Source organism: Desulfolutivibrio sp. (assembly GCF_036584575.1).
In the GTDB taxonomy this organism is placed as follows: Bacteria; Desulfobacterota; Desulfovibrionia; order Desulfovibrionales; family Desulfovibrionaceae; genus Desulfolutivibrio.
The window spans coordinates 1-12,172 of sequence record NZ_JAZHDB010000204.1; the positions used below are offsets into that span (position 1 = coordinate 1).

The following is a 12,172-nucleotide window of genomic DNA, read 5'->3' on the forward strand; positions in this document are numbered from 1 at the left end:
GGGTGAGGGTTCGGGAGAGGGCGGCGCCCTCTCCCGTTCATCAAACTGACAAGGGGACTACGCCAGCCCCACCTCGGGCGCGATGGCGGCCATGGCGGCGATGGCCGTGGTCAGGAACCTGTCCAGCTCCATGCCCGCCTTGTCGCATTCGTAAATATTCTCCCGCCGCACCGCCGCCGCAAAGGCCTTGTCCTTCATCTTCTTCTTGATGCTCTTGGGGGCCAGCCCCTCCATCTTCGTGGGCCGAATCAGCGCCGCAGCGGAGATCATGCCGGTCACGGACTCGGCGCAGCGTAGCGCATAGTCCAGGCGGGCGGCGGGCATGACGCCGGTGTGCTCGCTGTTGTGGGCGGCGATGGCGGCCAGGGCCTCGGGCGGCAGCTTGCCTGCAAGGTGCGCGGCGCACTCCAGGCCGTGCCGGGCGGGATCGTCCTTGGTGTCGGGGTAGTCCAGGTCGTGCAAAAGCCCGGTCAGGCCCCACAGTTCGGCGTCCTCGCCAAGCTCCCGGGCCATGGCGGCCATGATGGCCTCGGTCTCCAGGGCGTGATGCACCAGATGGCGTTCCGGGTTGCGGGAGGCGAGAAGCGTCAGGGCGGATGCGTGGTCGATCATGGCGGGCTCCTGTGGTGCGGGTGGTCGGGTGTTCGTATGGCGGGGCGGCGCTTTTTCAGCCCGTGTGGCCGCCGGAAAGGGGGTGGCCGCAGGACGGGCAGCGGGCGGCGTCAGAGTCCTGGGCGCCCGTGGAGTCGGGGGAGTCCAGCCCGTCGCGCGGCGGCAGGGGGCGGCCGCAATGGGGGCAGACGTTTTTTTGTTCCTTGCGGCGCAAAATGTTCTGGATCACCTGGAAGATGGCGTTCACGCCGGGGCCTCCCAGGAACGTCGCCTGGCCGCGAACAGCCCGGCCTTGGCCGTGATGTCGCCGTGCGGGCCGAACACGTAGGCCACGTCCCCGGCGGCGAAACGCAGGGTGCCGTCGGGGTTGGCGAAGACCTGCCCGGCGCGGCCCACGGCCACCACGGTCAGGCCGTGGGTGCGGCGCAGTTCGGTTTCCTCCAGGGTCTTGCCGTCGAGCACGGACCCTTCCTCCACGGTCATGGCGCTGACGTCCAGGCCCGTGAAGCCTTTTTTCAGGGCGTCCATGGGTTCGCTCTGGATGTCCAGGTTGCGCAGCATCTCGTAGCTCTCGGAGCGCACCTCCTCCACGAACTTCTCGATCTCCATGCGCGGCACCATGTACTTGGTCATGACCCGGGTGAAGATCTCGATGGAGGTCTCGAATTCCTCGGGAATGACATCGTTGGCCCCAAGCTCCATAAGCGGGCCGAGCTCGTTTAAGAACCGGGTGCGGGCTACGATGTGGATGGCCGGATTGGTCTTTCTGGCCGTATCCGTGATGCGCCGGATGGCCACGGGGTCCGAGACCACGATGGCCAGCACCCGGGCGGTGTGGATCCCGGCATGCTCGAGCACGGCCGGGTGCGTGGCGTCGCCGTAGGCGATGGGCTCGCCCTTGGCGGCCTGGGCGCGCACGGTGTCCGGGTTCATCTCCAGGATGGTGTAGTCCACGCCTGCGGCCTTGGCGGCCCGGGCCAGGTGTTTGCCGCCGATGCCGAAGCCGCAGATGATGAGATGGTCGGTGAGGTCGCGGTGTTGGCCGCCCTCCAGGGCCGGCCCCCGGTAGGGCGCGGCGGCGGCGGCCAGAAACGGCAGCCGTCCCAGACGGTCGGCCAGGGCCGGGGCGAACATGATGCAAAAGGGAGTGAGCAGCATGGTCAGGATGCTGGCCGACAGAAAAAGCTGGTAGTGGTCCGGGCCGATGAGGTTCTGGGACAGGCCGGTCTTGGCCAGGATGAAGGAGAATTCCCCCACCTGGCAGATGCAAAGGCCCACCAGCACGGCCGGGCGCAGGGGATAACCCAGAATGCGGGCCGCCGTGGCCGCAAGAACGGTTTTGCCCACCAGTACGGCGGCCGTGACCAGAAGCACCGTGTCCGCATGGGCGAAGAAATAGGACATGTTGAGCAACATGCCCACGGAGATGAAAAAAAGGCTGGTGAACACGTCGCGGAAGGGCAGGATGCCCTCCAGGGCGCTTAAGGAATATTCGGATTCGGAGATGATCAGTCCGGCCAGGAAGGCGCCCAGGGAGAGCGACAACCCCAGGCTTGAGGTCAAAAAGGCCACGGACATGCAGATGCCAAGGGTGGTCAGGAGAAAGAGTTCCTTGCTGCGGGTGCGCATGACGGCGGCCAGCACCTGGGGCACGATCTTTCTGGCCAGGAAAAAGACCAGGACCACGACGCCGATGCCCTTGCCGGTCATGAGCAGGAGTGCGGAGCTTTCGGTCTGGCTCTGGCCGGACAGAAAGGGCACCGAAAGCATCATGGGCACGATGATCAGATCCTGGAAGATGAGGATGGACAAGATGATGCGGCCATGGGGGGTGCCCACCTCGGCCCGCTCCTGAAGCAGCTTGAGCACGATGGCCGTGCTGGAAAGCGCGGTCAGAAACCCGGCGAAGACGGCCTGGCCGGGGGTGAGGCCCAGCCAGGAACCCGCCCCGGCGAAAAGCAGGATGGTCAGGAGCACCTGGGCCGCGCCGCCCAGAAAGACGGGTTTGCGCAGCTTGACCAGTTCCGAGATGGACAGCTCCAGGCCGATGGTGAAAAGGAGCAGGATGACGCCGATCTCGGCCACGGTTTCGACCTCGTGCACCGAGTCCACAAAGCCCAGTCCATGCGGCCCAGCCAGGACTCCGGTGAGCAGAAAGCCCACGATGGCCGGTATCCGGATCTTGTGGCACAGGAAGATGACCCCGATGGACAGGCAGAAGATGACGACGATTTCTTTGAGCAGTCCGAATTCCATAGGAAAAAAGGCATCCTGGAAAAAAGGTTGTCAATGCCTGCGCGCCATGCGGCGACGGGCTGCTACGGGAAGTCCCGCCGCCAGGAAGGCGGCAGGCGGGCACGGTTCACACTCGGTTATGGCCCGGGAGCGCGTCGGGCGCCGACGGCCGCCAAGGCCCCGGATCAGGCCTTTTTGGGAGGGTGTTCGGAGGCCTTGATGGTTTCGAGTTCCTCCCGGCACTGATTCAGGATGCGCTCGGCATAGGCCAGGGCGATCTTCTTGGCGTCGTCGGCCGTGGCGAACTTGTCTTTGAGGGACCGCTTGCCCACCTGGACCTTCCAGCCCGGCGTGCCCATGCGGTCAAAGACCACGGCCACCAGGAGGGCCTTGGCCAGATTGATGAAATAGGTGGTGTCGTCGTGCTTTTCCCATTCGACGGTCACGGGACGCTCCTTGCCGCAGGGGTCTGTCGGTCGCGGATGGCGGACTCATTCATCATAGCATCGGGTCGGGGCGGGCGTAAAATGTTTTCCGGGCGCAAAAATGGAAATCCCGGAGGCGGCGGCGTCCTTTCGGGCTGGCGGGGAGGCCCCGGTTTTGCGCAAAGCCGAGACCTTGCGCCGCCGCCCGGGAGGACAGGAAAACCCGGGGGGACTGGCGTCCACCCCGGGTTTTTGCTCTGGCGGGATGTTGTACGGTTATCCGAAGACGGCGGCCCCGGTCTCTCCGGTGCGGATGCGGCGGGCGTCGGCGATGTCCAGGACGAAGATCATGCCGTCTCCTTCCTTGCCCGTCTGGGCCCCGGCGCTGATGGCGTCCATGGTTTCGGCGACCTTCTCGTCCTTGACCGCGACTTCCATGCGCACCTTTTTGAGCAGGTTCACCTCGATCATGACCCCGCGGTAGGTCTCGGTGTAGCCCTTCTGACGTCCGGACCCGGCGATGTTGGTGGCGGACATGCTGTGGACGTTTATGGCGTAGAGGGCCTGCTTGACGGCATTGAGCTGTTCAGGCCTGAAGTAGGCGATAATCAGTTTCATGGTAGCCCCCTTATTCGGTGATGAAGATCTGGAAGCCGCTGTAGGCTTCGCTGCCGTGCTCGGTCAGATCCAGACCCTTGAGCTCTTCCTCGGCCGTCACGCGGATGCCCACGGTGATTTTCAGCAGGGCGAAAAGCACCAGACCGCTGCCGAAGGCCCACACGAAGACCGCGCCCACGCCGATGATCTGGGTGATGAGCTGGCTGATGCCGCCGCCGTAGAAGAGCCCTGCCGTGCCGCCGAAGTCCGGGCTGGCGAACAGGCCCACGCACAGGGTGCCGAAGGCGCCGCACACGCCATGGACCGAGATGGCGCCCACGGGATCGTCGATTTTGAGCACCTTGTCCAGAAACTCGATGGACAGGACAACCAGGATGCCTGCGCCGAAACCGATGATCAGCGAGGCCATGGGGGAGACGTTGGCGCAACCGGCGGTGATGGCCACCAGGCCGGCCAGGACGCCGTTTAGGCTCATGGACACGTCAGGCTTGCCGTAGCGCAGCCAGGCCGTGGTCATGGCGGACAGGGCGGCCATGGCGGCGGCCAGGTTGGTGGTCACGGCGATAAGGCCGATGGCGCCGGTGGCGGCGGTGGTGGAGCCGGGGTTGAACCCGAACCAGCCGAACCACAGGATGAACACGCCCAGGGCCACCAGGGGCAGGTTGTGGCCGGGAATGGCCCGGGCCACGCCGTCCTTGGTGTACTTGCCGATGCGCGGTCCAAGAACCAGCGCCCCGGCCATGGCGACCCAGCCGCCCACGGAGTGGACCACGGTGGACCCGGCGAAGTCGATCATGGGCGCGTCAAGCTTGGACAGCCAGCCGCCGCCCCATATCCAGTGGCCGGAGATGGGATAGACCACGGCGGTGACCAGGAAGCTCAAAAAGAGGTAGGACACGAACTTGGTGCGCTCGGCGATGGCCCCGGACACGATGGTCACGGCCGTGGCTGCGAACACGCACTGGAAGAACCAGAAGGTGTACTTCCACAGGCCGTCGGCGTCGGCCGTATTGGCCTCGGACAGGCCGAAGTTGGAAAAGCCGATGAAGCCGCCGATGTCGTCGCCGAACATCAGCGCGAAGCCGACCAGGAAAAAGGCCACGCTTCCAGCCGAGAAGTCGAACATGTTCTTCATCAGGATGTTGCCGGCGTTTTTGGCCCGGGTCAGACCCGTCTCGACCATGGCGAAACCGGCCTGCATGAACATGACCAGGATGGCGGCAATGAGCGTCCACATGACGTTGCCGTTTTGCTGGGACAAAAATTCAGGCGCCGAATCCTGGGCGAAACCAGCGCTGGGGAGAACCAGCGCGACCAGCGCCGACAGACCCACGACCGTCAACGCCTTTGTGGAGAGTGTCCATCTCCGTTTCATAAACCCTACCTCCTCGAAAAATTGTTTTCCCGCTCAACCGGGCCACCACACGCCGCTCCCCGAAGGGCGCGCGCCGCATACGCGCGGGCATTCAAACAGTCCATTAAAAGCAAGAATGAAGCCAAGCTGTAACAACTTGTAATAATAAGATAATTATTTAGCATGACGACGTTTCCTACAATAACGTAGCCAGTGTGGCTTTTCGTCCTACATTTTTGTTTGAAAGGGCTCCGCCTGCGGGCAACCGCGCCATGCGCCAGGGGAAACGCCGCGCCCCCGAGGCTGGGAAGGGCACGGGCCGGGCGAATGTCCGCGCCGCACGATCCGAGGCGGCAAACGGCTGCCCAGCCAAAAGAGGCGACACGACCGCCGCTCATTCGGAAAACGGCGTATCCCGCCACAGGTCAGCAGCGCGTAGCCGCCCGGGGCGGGCGCTGCGTCCTTGCCGCCGCCGAGGGGGCGGGCGAAAAGAAAAAGGCCGTCCCCCGGAGGGGACGGCCTGGCAATGTCGGATCAGGTTCATGCGGACTACAAAATGGGCAGGTAGCGCTCGATTTCCCATTCGGTGATCTGCATGCGGTAGGCGTCCCACTCGGCCTTCTTGTTGTCGAGCAGGGCATTGAACAGGTGGTCGCCCAGGACTTCGCGCATCAGGGCGCTTTTTTCCAGATGGTCGATGGCCTCGCGCAGGCTGCCGGGCAGGGAGGAAATACCCTTGGAGGCCATCTCGGCCTCGCTCATCTTGAAGATGTTCTCTTCGATGGGGGAGGCCAGTTCGTATCCGTCCGCGATGCCCTTAAGCCCCGCGCCGAGCATGGCCGCGAAGCACAGGTACAGGTTGCAGGCGGGATCGGGGCTGCGCAGTTCGATGCGGGTGGCGGCTTCCTTGCCGGGCTTGTACATGGGCACCCGGATAAGCGCCGAACGGTTGCGGCGGGCCCAGGCGATGTACACCGGGGCTTCGTAACCGGGCACCAGGCGCTTGTAGGAGTTGACCCACTGGTTGTTGATCAGGTTGAACTCGGGGGCGTGCTTGAGAAGCCCGGCGATGTAGCTCTTGGCCTCCTTGCTCAGGTGGTACTGGTCGGCGCCGTCGAAGAAGGCGTTTTTGGAGCCCTTGAACAGGGACTGGTGCACGTGCATGCCCGAGCCGTTCTCGCCGAACAGGGGCTTGGGCATAAACGAGGCGTAGCAGCCGTGCTTGCGGGCAATTTCCTTGCACACCACGCGGTAGGTGATGGCCATGTCGGCCATGCATACGGCCTCGTTGTAGCGCAGGTCGATCTCGTGCTGGCTGGGGGCCACTTCGTGGTGGCTGTATTCCACGGCGATGCCCATGCTCTCCAGGGCGAAAATGATGTCGCGGCGGACGTCATTGGCCATGTCGCGGGGCGGGGCGTCGAAGTAGCCGCCGAGGTCCAGGATCTTGGGCTCGTTGGCGTTGGCGAACAGGAAAAATTCCAGTTCCGGGCCGACATAGTAGGTGTACCCCAGGTCGGCGGCCTTTTTGGCCATCTTTTTCAGGATATAGCGGGAATCGGCCACGAACGGGGTGCCGTCGGGAAGCCGGATGTCGCAGAACAGGCGGGCGACGGGACGGTCGGACGGACGCCAGGCCACCAACTGGAAGGTGGTGGGGTCGGGGAAGGCGACCATGTCGCTTTCCTGAATCTTGGTGAACCCGGTGATGGACGAACCGTCGAAGCCCATGCCTTCTTCGAAGGCGACTTCCAGTTCGCGCGGGGTCACCTGGAAGCTTTTGAGCACGCCCAGGATGTCGATGAACCAGAACTGCACGAACGAAACATTGTAGTCCTTGACTGCCTTGAGCACGTCATCAGCGTTTTTGCAATTAAATACCGCCATATTCTTCTTCCTCCGTCAATGTGTGGTTTGGTCCGGACTGGAAAACCGGACGATGTGCGCGTGGGGGTTCTTAAAAACTTTCTTTTTGCGAAGCAAGGGAATAAAATGGTAAAATTTGACAATATTGTGACAAATATTTCGAGATATGTTTCTAACAACATGCATTTCAACGATTTTCCGTTGCCCTGTTTTCTTTTTCCCGTCTTTTGACGCAGTCTGTCCCGGTTTGCGCCGATGTCCCGCCAGGCTCATGGGGGCGGTCCGAGTCGGCCAAGGCTATTCCTTGTTGCGCAACACGTCGAGGATCTGCACGGACCCGGCCTGCCAGGCGGGGTAGGCCCCGGCGGCCAGGCCCAGGATGGCCGATCCGGCCAAGGCCTGGAGGATGAGCCAGGGATCGAAGACATAGGGGAAGTCGCCGAAGCGGTAGACCACCAGCAAAAGGGCCAGGGCGGCCAGGACGCCGCCCGCGCCGCCAACGCAGGACATGGCCCCGGATTCGATGAGAAACTGGCGCACGATATCCATGCGGCGCGCGCCCACGGCCCGGCGGATGCCGATTTCCATGCGCCGCGAGCGCACCAAAAGGACCATGATGGACAGGATGCCCAGCCCGCCCACGGCGAACGACAGGCTGGAGCTGATGATGCCCAGGGTCTGCACCAGATCCAGGGCCTGCTGCTTGAGGCGCATGGTGTCCTTGGCCGTGAGCACGGAGAAGTCATCGGGCCTGGGGGTTCCCGGCCCCACGCCGTGCTGCCGCCGCAGGATGGATTCGGAGGCGGCCTTGGCGGCCTCGAAGTCCGCGCCGTCGGCCAGTTGGATGTAGACGCCGGAGATGTACCACCGGTTGGCCAAGCGGCGCATGAGGGTGGAAAGCGGCACGAAGACCTGCTCGTCCTGATCAGCCCCGGAAAGGTCGGCCCCTTTTTCCTCCATGACCCCTATGACCGTCAGCCCCGCCCGGTAGAGGTACACGCGCTGGCCCATGGCCTGGTGCGGATCGCCGAAAAGCCGGGTGGCGATGGTGCGCCCCAGTACGCAGACCATGGCCCGGGAATCCTCTTCCTCCTGGGTGAAGAAGCGCCCGAACTCGGGCACAAAGGCCCGCACCTGGGGATAGTCCGGCCAGGTGGCCACCAGTTGGCAGGCCACGCGGGTGTTTCCGGCCTGAATATGCTCGGTCTTGGAGATGTAGGGCACGCCGCGCGCGGCCGAAGGCAGGCCGCGCATGATGGCCAGGGCGTCGGACACCTTGAAGTTTTTATGCGAGGGCTGGGTGCGGGAGTCGCCCCGGGAAAAGCGCAGTTTGCCGGACATGGCCATGAGCAGGTTGGGACCGAGCTTTTCCGTCTCGATCTCGGCCTTGCGCACCATGGCCTCGGAGACGTGGCGCACGCCGGTCAGGGCCAGGGCGCCCAGAAAGACCCCGAGCATGGCCAACACCGTGCGCAGCTTGTGCGTGGAGAGCGAGGAGAGGGCGATGCGCAGGCTTAAGGGCATCAGGCGTGACGGGGTTTTTCGGGATCGCCGGGAACATCCGCCGGACACGGTTCGTCAAAGGGTTCGATGGGCCAGGGAAAGGTCTGCCGGGCCCGCGTCAGGGCGAAGGCCTCCACCTCGGCGTGCCAGTCCCGGAACCGCTTCACAAGGTCGCGCCCGAGTTCCGTCAGGCGAAAGCCCTGTTTGGGGCCGGACTTTTCCACCAGGGCCGCGCCAAGCACGGATTCCGAGCGTTTCAGCCTGCCCCAGGCCGCCCGGTAGGACATGCCCATGGCCTGGGCGGCCTTGTTCAAGGAACCGAATTCCTCCACGCGCTCCAAAAGCTGGACGCGGCCAAGACCCAAAAACATGTCACGGCCGGATTCGAGCCACAGGTGCAGGCGTTGGGTGGGAATTATGTCGTGCATGCCGGTCTCCGCTAAGGGTGCGATAGTTAGGCGCCGGATCGGGAATCCCAGGCGCATTGGTCTTCATCTTCCTGCATACCCCGGGAAGCCCCGGGACGCAAACATCAACCCCTGCCTCACGGAAAACGGCGGTCACCGGGCTTTTGACCCCGGCCGTCCGGGCATGTACTACAGCGCCATGGGCAACACGACGCATCCCCTCCTCGTTGTCGGCGTGGGCATCGGCGTACCGGATATCCCCGACCAGGCCGCAGGCGGTGTGGAAAACGCCACGGTGCTGGCCGCCGGGAAACGCATCCTGGCCGCCTTCGCCGGGCACCCGGCCGAAAAAATACCGCTGCGCGCCCCCCTGGCCCCCATCCTGGACACCCTGGCCGAACGCCGGGCCACAGGCGGCCGGGTGGCGGTCCTGGCCGACGGCGACCCGCTTTTTTTCGGCATCGGCCGCGCGTTGCTCTCCCGCTTCGCCCCGGGAACCCTGCGTTTCGTCCCCAACGTGACCGCCGTGGCCGCCATGGCCGCGCGGCTGGCAAGACCCTGGCAGGACATCCCCGCCGTCAGCCTGCATGGCCGCAGCGACCACACGACCCTGTACCAGGCCCTCATGCGGGTCGGACAGGCCGCTGTCTATACCGACGCCGTCAACACCCCGTCCGTCCTGGCCCGGGCCGTGCTGCACCGGGGCGGGGACGCCTTTGCCCTGCACGTCTTTGAAAACCTGGGGCTTGCAGATGAAAACCACACCACCCTAACGCTTCCCGTGGCCGCCAATCTTCCGGACGACGCCTTCTCGCCCCTGAATCTGGTCTTCCTCGAACGCGTAAGGCCCCCGGAAACCCCCCTGACCCTGGGGCTTTCCGATGCGGCCCTGTCCCGCGACGACACCGTGTTCACCAAGCTTCCGGCCCGGGCTGTGGCCCTGGCCCTGCTTGGCGTCCGCGTTGGCGACGTGGTCTGGGATCTCGGCGCGGGAACCGGCTCCGTGGCCCTCGAAGCCTCCATGCTGTGCCCCGAAGGACACGTCTTCGCCGTGGAAAAACACCCGGGACGGTTCGAACACCTGCGTCGCAACATCCAGAAAACCGGCGCCCTCACCGTCACCCCTATCCTGGCCGCCCTGCCCGACGCCCTCGAAAGCCTGCCCGATCCGGATCGCATCTTCATCGGCGGCGGCCTGTCCCAAAACCCCGACATCCTGAACGCCGCCGCCAAGCGCCTCAAACCAAACGGCCGCATGGTCGTGGCCGCCACGCTTTTGGCCACCCTGGAGCGGGCCCGGGCCTTCTTCGCCGCCCACTCCTGGAAAAACCAGACCACGCATATCCAAACCACAAGCGAAACCCCCCTGGGCCGCTACCACCGCCTCTCCCCCGACAACCCCGTGTTCCTGGTGTGCGGGGAACTAACGTCCTCACGATCCATGAGCACGAATTTTGACGGCAACAGTCCAGGTTAATAACTTTTCTTCAACAAACTCCAAGATTCGGGATATTTTTCAGCGGAAATATGCCTACCAACGGTAAATGGCACAACTGCCCCAAACGGGGACTACCATCCGGCAGAGGCATGTCAACAGCAAGAATTCATATGCCCAGCCATGCAAGAGATAGTTCCTGATGGCTCTCGTCGCCTATGTATACAATGCAACTACGTTATTCACGGTTTATAGGAAGAGGCGCGCACATGACCTGCGCGACGTACGTTAGCAGTGTTGTGAGTGATGGATTAAAAATTCCATTCAATTCTGTTTAAGACACTTATTCATTTTTGCAATCCATGCTATTGGAGTCAAAATAAGACATCAAAACTTCAAAAACAACAAATATGAACGTTGCGGCTGATGAAAATATTATTTATCGACGATGATGTAATATTGACGCCAAATCATCTTGAACCCTGCTTCATCAAAATTAATGAGTAAGGCTTTGCGATGGTGCATTGTCTTGTAATTATGAGGACGAATGGGTGCCCAGGTGTCTTAAATTTGCTCTTATAGACTATAAAAGACGAATTTAATAATGTTAAAGGCAATCTTTGATGATGTAAAATCACTTTTGATAATATAAAAAGAAAAAAATATTTGACACTGGTCAAAAGAATGCTATTTTGTCTCCAAAACACAGAGGGAGGAGAAATACAGTGGCATCTTTTGAGGGAACACCACAAGAGTTTCATCACTATATCGGTCCAAGAATCAGAAACGCCGTAAACTCTCTAACTCGAACAGAGCGAATCAATCGCAAGGGCATCTGTGATTTTTGTGGAAAAAAGTCAGATCTCGATTCAGCCCATGTCCACGGGAAGGGCCGCCGAGAGATTATTGAAAGTGTCTTGATGGATCATGTCAATGGAAATATCATAAGCATCCCTGATCTCAATGAACTTGAACAGAAAATACTCAATGCTCACCTTCCTCTTTCAAGCACATTCAAGTTCATATGCAAATCTTGTCACACAAAATATGACTCAAGCGGTAATCAATCTCAACGGATAAATCGTTCTATTGCTATCCAGCATGACATTGCTGAATCAAATAAGGATTTTAAAAAACTTTATAAAGTAAAAGGCTGGGCTTGTAAGCCAAATCAAATAAACAATAAGATAGTCCAGGCCTTTCGCACGATTGAGAAGAAGTATGGAAAGGTTTTGCTGTCCGACTTAGAAAATGAATGTTCATGCGAGACATCTCTATTTTTCATTGGTGACAGAGGACGAATTAAAAGCCATTTAAGTTCGATGAAAACAGACTCAGGAAACAGCCATGGCAAAGTTTTTTATTATCAAGATGATGAGATAAAAATGTATGATGTAGTAAAAGATGAAGTTGAGGCACATTTTCCTGAACCATAGATTTAACATCGTAATCGCAAAAAGCACATATTTAGGCAAATCGATGCGATATCAGACAATTTTTTCTGGTCCTTGAAACCGTAGTGATTGCCTGTCCATTCGGCTTAAGGAAAGTCGCTCCTTAAACAGGGCGGAAGATGGAACGGAGAAACGTCGTGCCAAAGGATACTTGCCAAAAGTTTTCGGGGAGGGAGGGTTCGGGAGGGAACCCCCTTTTTCAAAAGGGTGGCCCAGGATGCGCCAGGCGTTCTTGGAGTTGAGCAGGGCCACGCGGTAGTTGT

The 12,172-nt window shown here is 61.0% G+C and carries 12 protein-coding genes; 2 read left to right on the top strand and 10 right to left on the bottom strand.

Annotated features, from left to right (window positions below; genetic code table 11):
- Window positions 1-57 precede the first annotated feature (57 nt).
- The 9 genes from V3572_RS14765 to V3572_RS14805 form a co-directional block, all read right to left on the bottom strand.
- Window positions 58-612, bottom strand: coding sequence for an HDIG domain-containing metalloprotein (locus V3572_RS14765; RefSeq protein ID WP_332111785.1), 555 nt, complete (start codon window positions 610-612; stop codon window positions 58-60).
- A gap of 55 nt (window positions 613-667) precedes the next feature.
- Complete coding sequence (locus V3572_RS14770; protein WP_332111786.1) at window positions 668-859, bottom strand: hypothetical protein; 192 nt, start codon at window positions 857-859, stop codon at window positions 668-670.
- A complete protein-coding gene (locus V3572_RS14775; protein ID WP_332111787.1) occupies window positions 856-2,868 on the bottom strand; it encodes a cation:proton antiporter domain-containing protein in 2,013 nt (670 codons plus the stop codon). The genes V3572_RS14770 and V3572_RS14775 overlap by 4 nt, the downstream gene beginning before the upstream one ends.
- A 164-nt stretch (window positions 2,869-3,032) precedes the next feature.
- Window positions 3,033-3,293 (bottom strand): hypothetical protein, encoded by a 261-nt coding sequence (locus V3572_RS14780; protein ID WP_332111788.1) that lies wholly within the window; start codon window positions 3,291-3,293, stop codon window positions 3,033-3,035.
- Between the two features lie 255 nt (window positions 3,294-3,548).
- The gene (locus tag V3572_RS14785; RefSeq protein ID WP_332111789.1) at window positions 3,549-3,890 is read right to left on the bottom strand and encodes a P-II family nitrogen regulator; all 342 of its coding nucleotides are present in this window, start codon (window positions 3,888-3,890) and stop codon (window positions 3,549-3,551) included.
- Between the two features lie 10 nt (window positions 3,891-3,900).
- Window positions 3,901-5,265: an ammonium transporter gene (locus V3572_RS14790; RefSeq protein ID WP_332111790.1), complete on the bottom strand. Its 1,365-nt coding sequence runs from the start codon at window positions 5,263-5,265 to the stop codon at window positions 3,901-3,903.
- Window positions 5,266-5,793: 528 nt separating this feature from the next.
- Window positions 5,794-7,131 carry a glutamine synthetase family protein gene (locus V3572_RS14795; protein WP_332111791.1) on the bottom strand — a complete coding sequence of 446 codons (1,338 nt, stop codon included), beginning with the start codon at window positions 7,129-7,131 and terminating at the stop codon, window positions 5,794-5,796.
- Window positions 7,132-7,407: 276 nt separating this feature from the next.
- On the bottom strand, window positions 7,408-8,634 hold the full coding sequence (locus V3572_RS14800; protein WP_332111792.1) for an ABC transporter permease: 1,227 nt from the start codon (window positions 8,632-8,634) through the stop codon (window positions 7,408-7,410).
- Complete coding sequence (locus V3572_RS14805; RefSeq protein ID WP_332111793.1) at window positions 8,634-9,041, bottom strand: winged helix-turn-helix domain-containing protein; 408 nt, start codon at window positions 9,039-9,041, stop codon at window positions 8,634-8,636. Before V3572_RS14805 ends, V3572_RS14800 begins: the two co-directional genes overlap by 1 nt.
- A gap of 163 nt (window positions 9,042-9,204) precedes the next feature.
- Between V3572_RS14805 and cbiE the strand changes: the two genes are divergently transcribed.
- A complete protein-coding gene (cbiE, locus tag V3572_RS14810) occupies window positions 9,205-10,497 on the top strand; it encodes a precorrin-6y C5,15-methyltransferase (decarboxylating) subunit CbiE (protein ID WP_332111794.1) in 1,293 nt (430 codons plus the stop codon).
- A gap of 683 nt (window positions 10,498-11,180) precedes the next feature.
- Window positions 11,181-11,891 carry a hypothetical protein gene (locus tag V3572_RS14815; RefSeq protein ID WP_332111795.1) on the top strand — a complete coding sequence of 237 codons (711 nt, stop codon included), beginning with the start codon at window positions 11,181-11,183 and terminating at the stop codon, window positions 11,889-11,891.
- A 51-nt stretch (window positions 11,892-11,942) separates the two neighbouring features.
- Here V3572_RS14815 and V3572_RS14820 read toward each other — a convergent pair.
- Window positions 11,943-12,172: hypothetical protein (locus tag V3572_RS14820; RefSeq protein WP_332111796.1), on the bottom strand; the 230-nt coding region annotated here is incomplete at its 5' end.

Excerpts from the sequence above, each read along its gene's own strand:
- V3572_RS14765 (WP_332111785.1), bottom strand. The coding sequence starts at position 612 with ATGATCGACCACGCATCCGCCCTGACGCTTCTCGCCTCCCGCAACCCG.
- V3572_RS14775 (WP_332111787.1), bottom strand. The coding sequence starts at position 2,868 with ATGGAATTCGGACTGCTCAAAGAAATCGTCGTCATCTTCTGCCTGTCC.
- V3572_RS14785 (WP_332111789.1), bottom strand. The coding sequence starts at position 3,890 with ATGAAACTGATTATCGCCTACTTCAGGCCTGAACAGCTCAATGCCGTC.
- V3572_RS14790 (WP_332111790.1), bottom strand. The coding sequence starts at position 5,265 with ATGAAACGGAGATGGACACTCTCCACAAAGGCGTTGACGGTCGTGGGT.
- V3572_RS14795 (WP_332111791.1), bottom strand. The coding sequence starts at position 7,131 with ATGGCGGTATTTAATTGCAAAAACGCTGATGACGTGCTCAAGGCAGTC.
- V3572_RS14800 (WP_332111792.1), bottom strand. The coding sequence starts at position 8,634 with ATGCCCTTAAGCCTGCGCATCGCCCTCTCCTCGCTCTCCACGCACAAG.
- V3572_RS14805 (WP_332111793.1), bottom strand. The coding sequence starts at position 9,041 with ATGCACGACATAATTCCCACCCAACGCCTGCACCTGTGGCTCGAATCC.
- cbiE (WP_332111794.1), top strand. The coding sequence starts at position 9,205 with ATGTACTACAGCGCCATGGGCAACACGACGCATCCCCTCCTCGTTGTC.